At 60.2% G+C, this 14,104-nt stretch carries 16 protein-coding genes; 11 read left to right on the forward strand and 5 right to left on the reverse strand.

Features of this window, described 5'->3' with window-relative positions; all coding sequences use genetic code 11:
* The gene (locus tag J3P93_RS01690; protein WP_434594553.1) at nucleotides 1-258 is read left to right on the forward strand and encodes a bacteriocin immunity protein; all 258 of its coding nucleotides are present in this window, start codon (nucleotides 1-3) and stop codon (nucleotides 256-258) included.
* A 21-nt stretch (nucleotides 259-279) separates the two neighbouring features.
* On the opposite strand, the gene J3P93_RS01695 is transcribed toward J3P93_RS01690, so the two are convergent.
* On the reverse strand, nucleotides 280-855 hold the full coding sequence (locus J3P93_RS01695; protein ID WP_434594556.1) for a DUF6436 domain-containing protein: 576 nt from the start codon (nucleotides 853-855) through the stop codon (nucleotides 280-282).
* Between the two features lie 98 nt (nucleotides 856-953).
* Here J3P93_RS01695 and J3P93_RS01700 point away from each other — a divergent pair, with 98 nt between their 5' ends.
* Nucleotides 954-1,901 carry an alpha/beta hydrolase gene (locus J3P93_RS01700; RefSeq protein ID WP_434594558.1) on the forward strand — a complete coding sequence of 316 codons (948 nt, stop codon included), beginning with the start codon at nucleotides 954-956 and terminating at the stop codon, nucleotides 1,899-1,901.
* A 129-nt stretch (nucleotides 1,902-2,030) separates the two neighbouring features.
* Here J3P93_RS01700 and J3P93_RS01705 read toward each other — a convergent pair whose 3' ends face one another.
* A complete protein-coding gene (locus tag J3P93_RS01705) occupies nucleotides 2,031-2,762 on the reverse strand; it encodes a DUF2059 domain-containing protein (RefSeq protein ID WP_332764387.1) in 732 nt (243 codons plus the stop codon).
* A gap of 108 nt (nucleotides 2,763-2,870) precedes the next feature.
* Between J3P93_RS01705 and J3P93_RS01710 the strand changes: the two genes are divergently transcribed.
* Both J3P93_RS01710 and J3P93_RS01715 read left to right on the forward strand, forming a co-directional pair.
* Entirely contained in the window at nucleotides 2,871-3,503 is a 633-nt protein-coding gene (locus J3P93_RS01710) for a 2OG-Fe(II) oxygenase (RefSeq protein WP_434594561.1), read from the forward strand.
* 1 nt (nucleotide 3,504) lies between these two features.
* Complete coding sequence (locus tag J3P93_RS01715; RefSeq protein WP_434594564.1) at nucleotides 3,505-3,990, forward strand: DUF523 domain-containing protein; 486 nt, start codon at nucleotides 3,505-3,507, stop codon at nucleotides 3,988-3,990.
* 117 nt (nucleotides 3,991-4,107) lie between these two features.
* On the opposite strand, the gene J3P93_RS01720 is transcribed toward J3P93_RS01715, so the two are convergent.
* On the reverse strand, nucleotides 4,108-4,677 hold the full coding sequence (locus J3P93_RS01720) for a transporter substrate-binding domain-containing protein (protein WP_434594566.1): 570 nt from the start codon (nucleotides 4,675-4,677) through the stop codon (nucleotides 4,108-4,110).
* A gap of 135 nt (nucleotides 4,678-4,812) precedes the next feature.
* Between J3P93_RS01720 and J3P93_RS01725 the strand changes: the two genes are divergently transcribed.
* A complete protein-coding gene (locus J3P93_RS01725) occupies nucleotides 4,813-5,238 on the forward strand; it encodes a DUF4399 domain-containing protein (protein ID WP_093097349.1) in 426 nt (141 codons plus the stop codon).
* Nucleotides 5,239-5,359: 121 nt separating this feature from the next.
* Here the strand turns inward: J3P93_RS01725 and serA are convergent, their stop codons facing one another.
* On the reverse strand, nucleotides 5,360-6,589 hold the full coding sequence (gene serA, locus J3P93_RS01730; RefSeq protein WP_090287262.1) for a phosphoglycerate dehydrogenase: 1,230 nt from the start codon (nucleotides 6,587-6,589) through the stop codon (nucleotides 5,360-5,362).
* A gap of 205 nt (nucleotides 6,590-6,794) precedes the next feature.
* Here serA and J3P93_RS01735 point away from each other — a divergent pair, with 205 nt between their 5' ends.
* The 4 genes from J3P93_RS01735 (at nucleotide 6,795) to J3P93_RS01750 (ending at nucleotide 11,118) form a co-directional block, all read left to right on the forward strand.
* Nucleotides 6,795-8,189 carry an FAD-binding oxidoreductase gene (locus J3P93_RS01735; RefSeq protein WP_434598270.1) on the forward strand — a complete coding sequence of 465 codons (1,395 nt, stop codon included), beginning with the start codon at nucleotides 6,795-6,797 and terminating at the stop codon, nucleotides 8,187-8,189.
* 41 nt (nucleotides 8,190-8,230) lie between these two features.
* Nucleotides 8,231-8,896 (forward strand): fumarylacetoacetate hydrolase family protein, encoded by a 666-nt coding sequence (locus J3P93_RS01740; RefSeq protein WP_093097355.1) that lies wholly within the window; start codon nucleotides 8,231-8,233, stop codon nucleotides 8,894-8,896.
* Nucleotides 8,897-9,159: 263 nt separating this feature from the next.
* Entirely contained in the window at nucleotides 9,160-10,083 is a 924-nt protein-coding gene (locus J3P93_RS01745; protein ID WP_434594571.1) for an SdiA-regulated domain-containing protein, read from the forward strand.
* A 117-nt stretch (nucleotides 10,084-10,200) separates the two neighbouring features.
* Nucleotides 10,201-11,118: an SdiA-regulated domain-containing protein gene (locus tag J3P93_RS01750; protein ID WP_093097360.1), complete on the forward strand. Its 918-nt coding sequence runs from the start codon at nucleotides 10,201-10,203 to the stop codon at nucleotides 11,116-11,118.
* A gap of 145 nt (nucleotides 11,119-11,263) precedes the next feature.
* Here the strand turns inward: J3P93_RS01750 and rpiA are convergent, their stop codons facing one another.
* On the reverse strand, nucleotides 11,264-11,938 hold the full coding sequence (gene rpiA, locus J3P93_RS01755; RefSeq protein ID WP_434594574.1) for a ribose-5-phosphate isomerase RpiA: 675 nt from the start codon (nucleotides 11,936-11,938) through the stop codon (nucleotides 11,264-11,266).
* A 146-nt stretch (nucleotides 11,939-12,084) separates the two neighbouring features.
* Between rpiA and ilvA the strand changes: the two genes are divergently transcribed.
* Together ilvA and J3P93_RS01765 are read left to right on the forward strand one after the other, a co-directional pair.
* Nucleotides 12,085-13,599, forward strand: coding sequence for a threonine ammonia-lyase, biosynthetic (gene ilvA / locus J3P93_RS01760; protein WP_203419890.1), 1,515 nt, complete (start codon nucleotides 12,085-12,087; stop codon nucleotides 13,597-13,599).
* Nucleotides 13,600-13,639: 40 nt separating this feature from the next.
* Complete coding sequence (locus tag J3P93_RS01765) at nucleotides 13,640-14,053, forward strand: DUF2269 family protein (protein WP_434594578.1); 414 nt, start codon at nucleotides 13,640-13,642, stop codon at nucleotides 14,051-14,053.
* Nucleotides 14,054-14,104: the final 51 nt, after the last annotated feature.

Raw genomic sequence — 14,104 nt, forward strand, 5'->3', positions numbered from 1 at the left:
ATGAGTTCAAAAGGCCTGAAGGATTATACCGAAACAGAGTTTTTGTTGTTCGTAAAAAAAATCTACGAGTCTTCTTATTTGACTGAGGCGAAACAAATTGAAGCTGTTTTTGAGTTTGAGCGTTTGACTGAACATCCAGACGGCTCAGATTTGATCTACTATCCACCTGATGGCAGAGAGGATAGTCCTGAAGGAATTGTAAAAGAGGTTAAGGAGTGGCGGGCAGCAAACGGTAAGCCTGGTTTTAAATCAGTTTAAGTTTGGAGCAGGACGAAAATCTCACTCCCTACCCACCCACGGGCAATAACACCCCACCGCCAGCGTATGCGTGGCATTGACCGGTCGATCTTCCGTAAGCGCATGCAAGATCGGTTCGATGAAGCTGTTGCTGGAATTGCAGGTCAGGCCTTCGCTGTACGGACCGAAGTAGGCCAGTTTGCCGCTGCGATCCCAGATAGCCACGGCCGGACTGGCGGGAACCTGTTCAGAGCCGGGCAGGATAACGATGGTTTTCAGGCTGGCGAGGGTGGCGGGCAACTGGCCGTGGCTGCCGGGTTTCTGCACCGCGAAGAATTCCACACCGCGGGTGCCGAACTGCTCGACCATCTCGCTCAGGTGTTGCTGATTGCCGACGTTGCACGGGCAGGCCGGGTCCCAGAAATGCACGAGGCGGATGTTGCCCGGCCCGGCGAGGCCATCCGGCAGGCGCAGCGGATCGCCGGAAAACACTGCCGTGTGCTCGCTGAACGCGCGCAGATAGCGGCCCTGAAACCAGTCGTACGCGGCCCACAGCACGCCGGCGCAGATCAGCGCGAGCAGGCTGGCGAACAGTGCGGTGCGGTAGGGCGAACGCATGGATTTGCTTCCTCAGAGGCCGGCTAGCTTGCCATGCTTGCCGCGACAGATGAATATCGCAGGCCGATAAAGTCTGATTACCGTTCTGGAATTGCCGCATGCCTGCCACTTTCGACCCCGATCAAATCCGCGCGAGCCTCAAGCCTCTGGCCGAGTGGCAGCCGTTGTCGGACGAGGCGAAGGCGTATCAGCGCTTCTACCAGACCGATTTCCCAGAGCGCGACGTCTGGCGCGGCATGGGCCGTTTCGAAGTTGATGGCTACGAGCTGGTCAGCCATTGCTGGTGGCCGGAGAAGGTCAAGGCAACGCTGTTCCTGCTGCACGGTTACTACGATCACACCGGGCTCTATCGGCATGTGATCGAGTGGGCGCTGGATCAGGACTTTGCCGTCATCGCCTGTGACTTGCCGGGGCATGGCCTGTCGAGCGGGCCGCGGGCGAGCATTCGCGATTTCGCCGAATATCAGCACATGCTCCAGGCCTTGTTCGCCGAAGCGCAGTCGATTGCGCTGCCGCAGCCGTGGCACTTGTGCGGGCAAAGCACCGGTGGGGCGATCGTGGTCGATCATCTGCTCAATCATGGCGAGGGCAGCCCGGCGCAGGGCCAGGTGATCCTGCTGGCACCGCTGGTGCGACCGCGGGCGTGGGGCTGGTCGCAGCTCAGCTATTACCTGCTCAGGCCCTTCGTTCGCGGCGTCGCGCGGCGCTTCAGCGAGAACTCCAATGACCCGGATTTCCTGCCGCTCCTGCAGGCCGACCCGTTACAGCCGCGGCGCTTGCCGACGCAATGGGTGGGCGCGTTGTCACGCTGGATCATTCGCGTCGAGCACGCAAAAAAAAGCCCGCGACGGCCGCTGATCATTCAAGGGCAGGCGGACATGACGGTGGACTGGCAGCACAACCTGCAAGTGTTGAAATGGAAGTTCGACCGGCCGCAAATCCTGCTGCTGGCCGAGGCGCGGCATCACCTGGCCAATGAAACGGCGGAGATGCGCGAGGAGTATTTCGAGTTTCTGAGCAAGCGGATCAGGGGGCGGAATCTCTAGCGATTGTGAGGGCCCTATCGCTGGCAAGCCAGCTCCCACAGGGTTTTGCATTGATCAAAATCCATGGAACACCCCAGAAACTTGTGGGAGCTGGCTTGCCAGCGATGAGGGCCTTTCAGGCGAAGAAGATTATTGGCCGACCGCAAGCCCGGCGCGAATCGCCGCCAGCGCCGCCTGGTAATAGGCCTTGCCCTCCGTCGACTCGGCAAACGTCGCAAACTCTTCCAGCTCTTCATCCGACAGGTCGCGATAGACGTACAGCAGCGTGTTGTTCAGATCGGCGCCGATCTGATCCATCAAACGCTGGCGCTGGCCGTTGAGCATGCCCTGCGCCTGACCGCCACCGAGCAGGCCCGGAATCATCGAGCTGAGACTGTCCGCCGCGACGCCGGCGATTGCCAGGCTGACTTCGGCCCCGGCTTCACGCGCCGGCAAGGCCTGGGCGAGGTGGCCGATGATCAGTTGGCGGTTGTCGCTGACCTGCATTTTCGGCAGGCCCTTGGCGTTTTTCGCCAGTTGATCGCGGCGGGTCGCGAGCAGCTCGGCGGCGACGATTTTCTTGCCCAACGGCGACTGGAAGAAGGTCAGCGCCGGTTTCGGGTCGGCGAGCTTCTGCCGCAGTTGCGCCTCGGCGCGTTGATCCACGGCCTGCGGCGCAAAGCGCTGGTTGCTGTTGTTGACCAGCGCTTGAAACACCGCCGGCGGCAGGCTGTTCTGATAGCGCTGCTGCGCGGCACTCAGAGCATCATTGAAATGCGCACGTTGATCTGGCCAGCCGGCGACCTTGTACAACTGGTCGTAGCCGTCCGCCCAGGCGGGCAACACACAGAACATCAACAGTGAAAAAAGCAAACGGCGCATAGGGACTCCTGTCAGCAGCGGACTATTCTCCGTGCGGTGCCGGTACTTGTCGAGAATTCGTATCAAGCCGCTGCGTGGCTCTGTCGGATTTGTTGCCGCAGGCATACTATGCGCGCCATGCAAATATCCTCTGAACACCCACTGCTGTTACGCATTGTCGATGACCTCGCCGAGCATGGCTGGTCGCAGCAGAACATTTTCCTGCCCGCCGGTCTGACCCGCGAGCTGGCGGCCGAGTGCCGCAAACGTGAAGCCGAGGGTGAGCTGGCGCCGGCGGCGGTCGGACGCGGGCCGTTTTCAGAGATTCGCGAGGGGATTCGCGGCGACCATATCCAATGGATCGACCCGGGCCAGGCCGAGGCCAGCGACCGCTATCTGAACCTGATGGAGAGCCTGCGCGAGGCACTCAATCGCGGCTTGTTCCTTGGCCTCGAAGATTTCGAATGCCACTTCGCCCTGTATCCGCCCGGCGCGTTTTATCGCCGGCATGTCGACCGTTTTCGCGACGATGACAAGCGCATGGTTTCGGTGGTGGTATACCTCAACGACGCCTGGCTGCCGGAGGATGGCGGTCAACTGCGCATGTATCTGAAGGAAGACCGCGTGCATGATGTGCAGCCTACCGGCGGCTGTCTGGTTGTGTTTCTTTCCGGCGAAGTGCCGCATGAAGTGCTGCCGGCCAACCGCGAGCGGCTTTCGCTGACCGGTTGGTTCCGCCGCCGTGGCAACGAGCCGTTCTGAGATGCACAGGATTCTGGTCAGCCGCTGCCTGTTGGGCCATCGCGTGCGTTATGACGGTGGTGCCAGCGGGCCGTTTGATCTGCTTGAACAGTGGATTGCCGAAGGGCGAGTGGTGCCGTTGTGTCCCGAGGTCGCAGGCGGATTGCCGACGCCACGGGCGGCGGCGGAGATCCCGGGCGGGCAGGGTGGCGAGGTGCTGGATGGCACGGCGGCGGTGATCACCACTGAGGGTGAGGATGTCAGCGCGCCGTTTCTCGACGGTGCGCGGCAGGCGCTGGCATTGGTGCAAAAGCACGGGGTTCGGGTGGCGGTGCTCAAGGCCAACAGTCCGTCGTGCGGGAATTTGCTGACGTATGACGGCACGTTCAGTGGCGTGAAGGTCAGGGGCGAAGGGGTGACGGCGGCGTTGCTCAAGCGTCATGGGGTTCAGGTATTCAGCGAGCTGGAGCTGCCGCAGGCCGCCGCTGCCCTCGCAGCTCTTATCTAACAGACCGCCGCAATCTTATGTAGGAGTGAGCCTGCTCGCGATAGCGGTGTGTCAGTTAATCATTCTTCGACTGACACACCGCTATCGCGAGCAGGCTCACTCCTACAGGTTTTGTGTTCACTTGGATTCGGTGAGCCACTTCTGCGAAAGCGCCGCCAAACGCCCATCCGCCTTGATCCGCTCCAGCGCACTTTGCAGACTGGCCTGGAACGCCGGATTACCCTTCTGAAACGGAATCGCCAGCTCCACCGGCTCAAGCGCTTTCGGCTTCTCTGGGTTCAACGCCTGCACCAGTACCATTGGCCGCGGCGTCTCATCCTTCTTCGCCAGCAACTGTGCATCGACCTGACTGTACGGCGCGCTGAAGTCGAAACGATCCTTGAGTTCGGGTGTCAGTTCTATGTGATTCAGCGCGACGTCGTACTTGCCGCTTTCAACGCCCTGGAGCAGATCGCCCTCGTCAGTGACGATGAAGTCAGCGCGCACATCCAGCTCTTTGGCCAGAAGTTGCCCAAGCTCGACCTCGAACCCTGTCAGGGTGTCGCCTTCCTTGTAATTGAAGGGCGGTGTATTAGCCTCAAGGGCTATGCGCAGCTCGCCACGGTCGTTGACGTCATCAATCAGTTCGGCGTGAGCCAGCGGGCTCAGAAGGGGTAGCAGGCAGATCAGGCCAGGCAGAAAGCGCATGGTCACTCCTTTGAAATCATTATCGCGATGCTCTGATTCAGGCTCGCTTTGCTATGGTTGTCGAGTGCCTTCGACAACGAATGGTCATGAAGTTGTCATGACCATGCGGATTTTACGGAAAAACTGGAGAAGAAAATGAAAAGCTTTATGTCACGTGCAGCGTTGGCCGGTGTGCTGATGGGTGTTTCGGTGCTGGCCAGTGCGGCGACGCCGGCGCCGAAGGATGCTGAAGTGTTCATCGTTTCTCCCGAAGACGGGGCCACGGTTTCTCAGGAATTCAAGGTCAAGTTCGGCGTCAAGAACATCGCGTTGGCACCTGCCGGGGACGTCACCAAGAACACCGGCCACCACCATCTGCTGATCGACGTCGACGACCTGCCGGCCGAAGGTGCGCCGATTCCGACGGATGCTCACCACATGCATTTCGGCAAGGCGCAGACCGAAGCCACGATCAAACTGGCCCCTGGCAAGCACACCTTGCAACTGATCCTCGGCGACAGCGGCCACATGCCGTTCGACCCGTCGATCGTTTCCGAAAAAATCACCGTCAATGTGAAATAAAAAAAGGGAGCCCTTCGGGGCTCCCTTTTTTTATCGCTGCAAGCTTCAAGCTACGAGCTTCAAGTAAAAGCAAAAGCGCTTTTTCCTTGCCGCTTGAAGCTAGTAGCTTGCCGCTGCTTCTTTAGAAAAGAACGCGGCTACGGATAGTACCGTTGACGTGTTGCAGCTTCTCTTGCGCCAGCTCCGAGTATTCGGCGTCGACGTCGATCACCACGTAGCCGACCTTCTCGTTGGTCTGCAGGAACTGACCGGAGATGTTGATGCCGTTTTCGGCGAAGACCTTGTTGATCTCGCTCATCACACCCGGGATGTTCTCGTGGATGTGCAGCAGGCGGTGCTTGCCCGGGTGAGCCGGCAGGGCCACTTCCGGGAAGTTCACCGACGAAACGGAGGTACCGTTGTCGCTGTACTTGACCAGTTTTTCCGCGACTTCCAGACCGATGTTGGCTTGCGCTTCGGCGGTCGAGCCACCGATGTGCGGGGTCAGGATCACGTTGTCGAGGCCACGCAGCGGGCTTTCGAACTCTTCGTCGTTGGAACGCGGCTCGACCGGGAACACGTCGATGGCCGCGCCGATCAGGTGCTTGTCCTTGATCGCTGCCGCCAGATGGTCCAGCTCGACCACGGTGCCGCGCGCGGCGTTGATCAGGATGCCGCCCTTCTTGATTGCACGGATTTCCTTCTCGCCGATCATCCACTGGGTAGCAGCGGTTTCCGGAACGTGCAGGGTGACGATGTCGGACATGCCCAGCAGCTCGTGCAGGTTGTTGACCTGCGTGGCGTTGCCCAGCGGCAGCTTGGTCACGGTGTCATAGAAGAACACCTGCATGCCCAGGCCTTCGGCCAGAACCGACAATTGCGTGCCGATCGAGCCGTAGCCGACGATGCCCAGCTTCTTGCCACGGATCTCGAAGGAGTTGGCCGCGGACTTGATCCAGCCGCCACGGTGGCAGGAAGCGTTTTTCTCCGGGATGCCGCGCAGCAGCAGGATCGCTTCGGCCAATACCAGCTCGGCGACCGAGCGGGTGTTGGAGTACGGCGCGTTGAACACAGCGATGCCGCGCTCGCGGGCTGCGCCCAGGTCAACCTGGTTGGTGCCGATGCAGAAACAGCCGACCGCGACCAGCTTCTTCGCGTGATCGAAGATCTCTTCGGTCAGTTGCGTGCGCGAACGAATGCCGATGAAGTGAGCGTCAGCGATCTTTTCCTTGAGCTGGGCATCCGGCAGAGAACTGGTGTGGTACTCGATGCTGGTGTAGCCCGCCGCCTTGAGGACGTCGACAGCCGATTGGTGGACGCCTTCGAGAAGAAGGAACTTGATCTTGCTCTTATCGAGAGAAGTCTTGCTCATCTGCGTAAACCTGTATCCCGGAGAAAAATGGCAGGGAGGGAGCAGCCTGGAGCTGACCCGCACGGCAACAAAGCCGTCACCGCGGATCTGGCCTTGGGCACTGTCCTGCGGGGTCGGTATGCTAGCATAGCCACCCCGCTAAACACTCATTCCTGCGACGTGAAGCGTTCTCAGGATGACCATGAATTGTTCGAGAGTTCTGTCGATGACCAATCCTGCGCTGATTGATGAACTGAAGACCCTGGTCGAGCCCGGCAAGGTCCTGACCGACGCCGACTCCCTGAATACTTACGGCAAGGATTGGACCAAGCACTTCGCCCCGGCGCCAAGTGCCATCGTGTTTCCCAAGACCATCGAGCAGGTGCAGGCCGTGGTGCGCTGGGCCAATACCCACAAGGTCGCGCTGGTGCCATCGGGCGGGCGCACCGGGTTGTCCGCCGCCGCGGTCGCGGCCAATGGCGAGGTGGTCGTCTCGTTCGATTACATGAATCAGATCCTCGACGTGAACCTCACGGATCGCACCGCCGTGTGTCAGCCGGGCGTGGTCACCGAGCATTTGCAGAACGTTGCCGAAGAAAACGGCCTGTACTATCCGGTCGACTTTGCCTCGGCGGGTTCCAGCCAGATTGGCGGCAACATTGGCACCAATGCCGGCGGGATCAAAGTGATTCGCTACGGCATGACCCGTAACTGGGTCGTCGGCATGAAAGTCGTCACCGGCAAGGGCGACGTGCTCGAGCTGAACAAGGACCTGATCAAGAACGCCACCGGTTACGATCTGCGGCAGCTGTTCATCGGCGCCGAAGGCACCCTCGGTTTCGTCGTCGAAGCGACCATGCGTCTGGATCGCGCACCGAAAAACCTCACCGCGATGGTGCTCGGCACTGCCGATTTCGATTCGATCATGCCGGTGTTGCACGCCTTCCAGGGCAAGCTCGACCTGACTGCCTTCGAATTCTTCTCCGACAAGGCCCTGACCAAAGTCATGGGCCGCGGCGATGTGCCGGCGCCGTTCGACACCGACTGCCCGTTCTACGCCCTGCTCGAATTCGAGGCGACCACCGAAGAAGTGGCCAACAGCGCGCTGGAAACCTTCGAACACTGCGTCGAACAGGGCTGGGTCCTCGATGGCGTGATGAGCCAGAGCGAAACCCAGCTGCACAACCTGTGGAAGCTGCGCGAGTACATCTCCGACACCATCTCGCACTGGACGCCGTACAAGAACGATATCTCGGTCACCGTTTCGAAAGTCCCGGCGTTCCTCAAGGAAATCGACGCGATCGTCGGGGAGCACTATCCGGATTTCGAGATCGTCTGGTTCGGCCACATCGGCGACGGCAACCTGCACCTGAACATCCTCAAGCCGGATAACCTGAGCAAGGACGAGTTCTTCGCCAAGTGCGCCACGGTCAACAAGTGGGTGTTCGAAACCGTCGAGAAGTACAACGGTTCGATTTCCGCCGAGCACGGCGTCGGCATGACCAAGCGTGATTACCTGACCTACAGCCGTTCGCCGGCCGAGATCGAGTACATGAAAGCGGTCAAAGCGGTGTTCGACCCGAACGGCATCATGAACCCGGGCAAGATTTTCGCGGTTTGATCAGCAATCTCTGATGAATCAATGAACGCAGGAGTCGGTAAATGAGCTATCAGCACCAGTATGTCGACGGCACGCGCATCCACTTCCCGATCGGGAAAGTCGTGTGCATTGGCCGTAATTACGCCGAGCACGCGAAGGAACTGGACAACCCGGTCCCGACCGAGCCGCTGCTGTTCATCAAACCGGGCAGTTGCGTGGTGCCGCTGGAAGGCGGTTTCAGCATTCCCACCGAGCGCGGTTCGGTGCACTACGAGGCGGAAATCGCCGTGCTGATTGGCAAGCCGCTGTCGACCAGACCAAGCCGCGAAGAAGTGCTCGATGCGATCTCCGGTTTCGCCCCGGCGCTGGACCTGACCCTGCGCGACAAGCAGGCCGAACTCAAAGCCAAGGGCCTGCCGTGGGAAATTGCCAAGTCGTTCGACGGCGCGGCGGTGCTGGCGCCGTTTGTGGTCGGCAGCACCTTCCCCGACCTGACCGACATCGGCATCCGCCTGACCATCAACGGCGAAGTGCGCCAGGACGGCAACAGCAGCGCTATGCTCAACCCGATCGTGCCGATGATCCAGCACATGGCCGGCTGCTTCTCGCTGCAGGCCGGTGACGTGATTCTCACCGGCACGCCCGTGGGCGTCGGCCCGCTGAACGTCGGTGATGACATCGTCCTCGAACTGGTGGGCGCGAGCCGCTTCGAGAGCAGCGTGCGCTAACCACACACCGCAAAACCCTGTGTAGGAGTGAGCCTGCTCGCGATAGCGGTGTGTCAGTCGACATATTTTTTGACTAACACACCGCCATCGCGAGCAGGCTCACTCCTACATTTGTTTTGTGTCGCTGTTGGCAAACGTGCAGGGCAATCCCGCCATTTGCCGTTTTTTTCACATCCTGTACGGATAATTCCGCGGATTCTGGCGTCTGAGCCGGCCTCTTTGTGCTATTACCCATAGCCTGAATTTTCGGAACGCGTCCCTCGATGTCATCTCAAACTCAGCTCAAAACTCCCCGCCGCTCGCGTTTTGCCCTGCGCTGGTATGTCTGGTTGCTGCTCGCGCTGGCGTCCGCTTATGCGCTGGCGTTCGCCATGCACTGGGATGATCGCGGCGTGCTCTGGGTACTCGAACGGTTTGAAAGCAAGGCCGAGCAGAAGGAGAGCATCTGGCTGCCGGATTACCACGTGGTGATCGATGCCAAGCCGCTGCCGGGCCTGGAAAAGGACGAAGCCTCGGATCTTTCCTACAACCCGCAGAGCAAAACCCTGTTTTCGGTGATGGGCAAAAACCCGTTTCTGGTTGAGCTGAGCCTGCAAGGCGAGGTGCTGCGCAAGATGCCGCTGGTGGGCTGGAGCAATCCGGAAGGCCTGACCGTGATGGAAAACGGCTTGATGGCGATTGTCGATGAACGCCAGCACATGCTGTCAATCGTCAAGGTCGATGCCAACACTCGCGAACTGAACATCGCTGATTTCCCCAAATATGACCTCGGCCCGTCGAAAGACCAGAACAAGGCCTTCGAGGCGATTACCTGGGATGCGCGCAACCAGCAATTGTTGCTGGGCGAGGAGCGGCCGCCGGCGCTGTTCAGCTGGAAAAGCGATGGCAGTCAGACACTCAAGGGCGACAAACAAAAGCTGACCAGCGATGAACTGGATATCCGTAACCTCTCCGCGCTGGAGATTGATCCGCGCACCGGTCACACCTTGTTGCTGTCCGCCGATTCGCACCTGCTGCTGGAGCTCGATGAAAAGGGTGGGCAAGTCAGCTTCATGACTCTGCTCGGTGGCTTCAATGGCCTCAAGGACACCATCCCCCGCGCCGAAGGCGTGACCATGGACGAGGCGGGCACGCTGTATATCGTCAGCGAGCCGAACCTGTTCTATCGCTTCGAAAAACAGCAATAACAGCCCTCGCTGCAATTTCGGACAAGTCTGATTGTCCTGACAGGCAAGTGGCCATTAAGCTTCAGTTCAGACAGGCGTGATATTTCATCCGCCTGTTCTGCTCCCGAGCCCATTCGAATGCGTCGACTTGCCCGCCCCAAGCCTCTGGTTATTTTCCTGTCGGTGATTGCCCTGATCACGTTGATCGGCATCGGCCAATACATGCGTCTGTTCGAGCGTGCCTGGTTCAACCTGCACACGTTGTGGCAGCCGCTGAGTGGCGAGGCCATCGGACTGGATCAATATCGCGTGGACATCGAAGCGCGGGTGATCGAAGGCCTCGACGATGACGTGTCAGCGCTGACCTACGATCCGGTGCGCAAGAGCCTGTTCACGGTCACCAACAAAAACTCGGAGCTGATCGAGCTGTCGCTGCAAGGCCAGATTCTGCGGCGTATCGCCCTGGTAGGCTTCGGCGATCCGGAAGCGGTCGAGTTCATCAGCGCCGATACTTACGTGATTACCGACGAGCGCCAGCAGCGCCTGATCAAGGTGCACCTTGATGCCGACACCACGTTTCTCGACGCCGACGACGCCGAGCAAATGACCCTTGGTGTGCACATGGCCAGCAACAAGGGCTTCGAAGGGCTGGCCTACGATTCGGTGGGCAAGCGTCTGTTCGTCGCCAAAGAGCGTAACCCGATGCTGATCTATGAGGTGCACGGCTTCCCGCATTTCAATCCGGAAAAATCCTACGCTGTACATGTGATCAACAACCCGAAACGCGATGCCGGGATGTTTGTGCGCGATCTGTCGAGCCTGCAATACGACGAGCGCAGCGGGCATTTGCTGGCGCTGTCGGATGAGTCGCGGCTGATTCTGGAGCTGGACGTCGACGGGCGTCCGCTGAGCACCATGTCCATCAGCGGTGGTCGCCAGGGTTTGCAGAAAACCGTGCCGCAGGCTGAAGGCATTGCGATGGATGATGAGGGGACGTTGTATCTGGTGAGCGAGCCGAATTTGTTTTACGTCTTCAAGAAACCGGCACAGCCTTGACCAACACCCCAAAGCACTGTGGGAGCTGGCTTGCCAGCGATGAGGCCATCACTTTCAACGTCATTGTTGACTGACAGGCCGCTATCGCTGGCAAGCCAGCTCCCACAGGTATTTCATTTGCCCACACCAAGGTAGGCAGTCTGGCTTATTCAGCCTTCAAGGTTTTCACCCCTTCACTGGTCCCCAGCAACAACAGATCCGCCGGGCGCGCGGCGAACAGGCCGTTGGTGACAACGCCAACGATCGCGTTGATCTGCGCTTCCAGCTCGACCGGGTTGGTGATCTGCAGGTTGAATACATCGAGGATGATGTTGCCGTTATCGGTCAGCACACCTTCGCGGTAAACCGGGTCGCCGCCGAGTTTCACCAGTTGGCGCGCCACGTGGCTGCGGGCCATCGGGATCACTTCGACCGGCAGCGGGAATTCACCGAGCACCGGCACCAGTTTGCTGGCGTCGGCGATGCAGATGAAGGTCTTGGCCACGGCCGCGACGATCTTCTCGCGGGTCAGCGCGGCGCCGCCGCCCTTGATCAGATTCAGGTGCGCGTCGCTTTCATCGGCGCCGTCGACGTAGAACTCCAGGTCGCTGACGGTGTTCAGCTCATACACCGGAATGCCGTGGCCCTTGAGGCGCGAGGCAGTGGCTTCGGAGCTGGCAACAGCGCCATCGAAAGCGCCCTTGTGCTGGGCCAGGGCATCGATGAAGCAGTTGGCGGTGGAGCCGGTGCCGACGCCGACGATGCTCTTGTCGTCGAGTTTCGGCAGGATGAAGTCGACGGCGGCCTGGGCCACGGCCTGTTTGAGTTGATCCTGGGTCATGCGGGCTCCGAAGCGGGCAAGGGGTGGGCAGAAAGGCCGGCATTATAGCCGCAAGCGTGGCTAAAACCTCTGGATTCGTGTGGTCGCATCGGCAAAAGCCGGGTTAGACTCCCGGATCCCGCCCAACCGCTCAGTGATGCTTTCCGATGCTTGAACAGTACGTCAAAAAGATCCTCACCTCGCGCGTTTATGACGTTGCCGTAGAAACCCCGCTGCACAACGCCCGTCAGCTCTCCGAGCGGCTGGGCAATGACATCTGGCTCAAGCGTGAAGACTTGCAGCCGGTGTTCTCTTTCAAGATTCGCGGGGCCTACAACAAGCTGACGCAACTGAGCGACGAAGAACGCGCCCGCGGCGTGGTCACCGCGTCGGCGGGCAACCATGCGCAGGGTCTGGCGCTGGCGGCGAAAGTGCTGGGCGTCAAAGCCACCATCGTCATGCCCAAGACCACCCCGGAGATCAAGGTCGAAGGCGTGCGTTCGCGCGGCGGCAAAGTGGTGCTGCACGGGGATTCGTTCCCGGAGGCGCTGGCCTACTCGCTGAAACTGGTCGATGAGAAAGGTTACGTCTACATCCACCCGTACGACGATCCGCACACCATTGCCGGGCAAGGCACCGTGGCGATGGAAATCCTGCGTCAGCACCCGCAGCCACTGGACGCGATTTTCGTTCCGGTGGGCGGCGGCGGTCTGATCGCCGGCATCGCGGCGTATGTGAAATACCTGCGCCCGGACATCAAGGTCATCGGTGTCGAGCCAGACGATTCCAATTGCCTGCAAGCGGCGATGGCGGCGGGCGAGCGCGTGGTTCTGCCGACCGTGGGCATCTTTGCCGACGGCGTGGCGGTGGCGCAGATCGGCCAGTACACCTTTGAGATCTGCAAAGACTATGTCGATGAAGTGATCACCGTCAGCACCGACGAGATCTGCGCGGCGATCAAGGATATCTACGACGATACCCGCTCGATCACTGAACCTGCCGGCGCGCTGGGCGTGGCCGGGATCAAGAAGTACGTTGAGCAGCGCGGTGTCAGCGGCCAGACCTTCGTCGCCATCGACTCCGGCGCCAACGTCAACTTCGACCGTCTGCGCCATGTCGCCGAACGCGCCGAGCTGGGTGAAGGCCGCGAAGCGATCATCGCTGTGACCATTCCCGAGAAGGCCGGCAGCTTCAAGGCGTTCTGCGAAGCCGTCGGCAAACGCCAGATCACCGAATTCAACTACCGCTACAACACCGGCAGCGAGGCGCACATCTTCGTTGGCGTACAGACGCACCCGGACAACGACCCGCGCAGCGCACTGCTGGCGAGCCTGACCGAGCAGGGTTTCCCGGTGGTCGACCTGACCGACAACGAACTGGCCAAGTTGCACATTCGCCACATGGTCGGCGGGCACGCGGCGCATGTCATCGACGAGATGGTGTTCCGCTTCGAATTCCCCGAACGTCCGGGGGCGCTGTTCAACTTCCTCAACAAACTGGGCGGGCGCTGGAACATTTCGATGTTCCACTACCGCAACCACGGTGCCGCCGACGGTCGTGTGGTCGCGGGGCTGCAGGTGCCCCATGACGAGCGCCATCTGGTGCCAGCGGCATTGGCGGAAATCGGTTACCCGTACTGGGATGAAAGCGAGAACCCGGCCTATCAGCTGTTTCTCGGCTGAGCGGCTACGCTGAAGGGCATCGCCCAAGGAAGAGAATTGCATGGAAACCCTGACAACCCTGAAGGTCCTTCACGTCGTGGCGACCGTGGTCATCCTCGCGAGCGGGCTGGTGCTCGCCGTCCTGACCTGGCGTAATCGCAGCGAAGGGCCGGCCACGACGATGCGGCGGCCCTGGCTGTTTCTCTGGTGTCTGATGCTGATCGGTATCCTCAGCATGCCGTTTACCGGCTGGTGGCTGGTGCACCTGACTGGCTGGCCATTGGGGCAATTGTGGATTCTGGGCTCGAGCGTGATCTATGCCGTGGCCACGTTCAGTGCGGTCTGGCTGCTGGTACGACTGGATCGGCTTTGGACTACCGGGGTGGGCAACCGCACATTCAGTCTGGCACTGGCGATTGTCAGCGGCGTTGGATTTCTCGCCATCGCGGGGTTGATGGGGGCCAAGCCTGTTTAGGGCTTGAGACCGAGTCGCCCCTATCGCTGGCAAGCCAGCTCCCACAAGGAT

Origin of the sequence: Pseudomonas sp. R3-57, from assembly GCF_051132065.1 — a bacterium.
Classification (GTDB): domain Bacteria; phylum Pseudomonadota; class Gammaproteobacteria; order Pseudomonadales; family Pseudomonadaceae; genus Aquipseudomonas.

Excerpts from the sequence above, each read along its gene's own strand:
- J3P93_RS01705 (WP_332764387.1), bottom strand. The coding sequence starts at position 2,762 with ATGCGCCGTTTGCTTTTTTCACTGTTGATGTTCTGTGTGTTGCCCGCC.
- J3P93_RS01720 (WP_434594566.1), bottom strand. The coding sequence starts at position 4,677 with ATGCGCTTTCTGCCTGGCCTGATCTGCCTGCTACCCCTTCTGAGCCCG.
- J3P93_RS01725 (WP_093097349.1), top strand. The coding sequence starts at position 4,813 with ATGAAAAGCTTTATGTCACGTGCAGCGTTGGCCGGTGTGCTGATGGGT.
- J3P93_RS01750 (WP_093097360.1), top strand. The coding sequence starts at position 10,201 with ATGCGTCGACTTGCCCGCCCCAAGCCTCTGGTTATTTTCCTGTCGGTG.
- J3P93_RS01765 (WP_434594578.1), top strand. The coding sequence starts at position 13,640 with ATGGAAACCCTGACAACCCTGAAGGTCCTTCACGTCGTGGCGACCGTG.
- J3P93_RS01700 (WP_434594558.1), top strand. The coding sequence starts at position 954 with ATGCCTGCCACTTTCGACCCCGATCAAATCCGCGCGAGCCTCAAGCCT.
- J3P93_RS01745 (WP_434594571.1), top strand. The coding sequence starts at position 9,160 with ATGTCATCTCAAACTCAGCTCAAAACTCCCCGCCGCTCGCGTTTTGCC.
- J3P93_RS01735 (WP_434598270.1), top strand. The coding sequence starts at position 6,795 with ATGACCAATCCTGCGCTGATTGATGAACTGAAGACCCTGGTCGAGCCC.
- serA (WP_090287262.1), bottom strand. The coding sequence starts at position 6,589 with ATGAGCAAGACTTCTCTCGATAAGAGCAAGATCAAGTTCCTTCTTCTC.
- J3P93_RS01710 (WP_434594561.1), top strand. The coding sequence starts at position 2,871 with ATGCGCGCCATGCAAATATCCTCTGAACACCCACTGCTGTTACGCATT.
- rpiA (WP_434594574.1), bottom strand. The coding sequence starts at position 11,938 with ATGACCCAGGATCAACTCAAACAGGCCGTGGCCCAGGCCGCCGTCGAC.
- J3P93_RS01740 (WP_093097355.1), top strand. The coding sequence starts at position 8,231 with ATGAGCTATCAGCACCAGTATGTCGACGGCACGCGCATCCACTTCCCG.
- ilvA (WP_203419890.1), top strand. The coding sequence starts at position 12,085 with ATGCTTGAACAGTACGTCAAAAAGATCCTCACCTCGCGCGTTTATGAC.
- J3P93_RS01715 (WP_434594564.1), top strand. The coding sequence starts at position 3,505 with ATGCACAGGATTCTGGTCAGCCGCTGCCTGTTGGGCCATCGCGTGCGT.
- J3P93_RS01695 (WP_434594556.1), bottom strand. The coding sequence starts at position 855 with ATGCGTTCGCCCTACCGCACCGCACTGTTCGCCAGCCTGCTCGCGCTG.
- J3P93_RS01690 (WP_434594553.1), top strand. The coding sequence starts at position 1 with ATGAGTTCAAAAGGCCTGAAGGATTATACCGAAACAGAGTTTTTGTTG.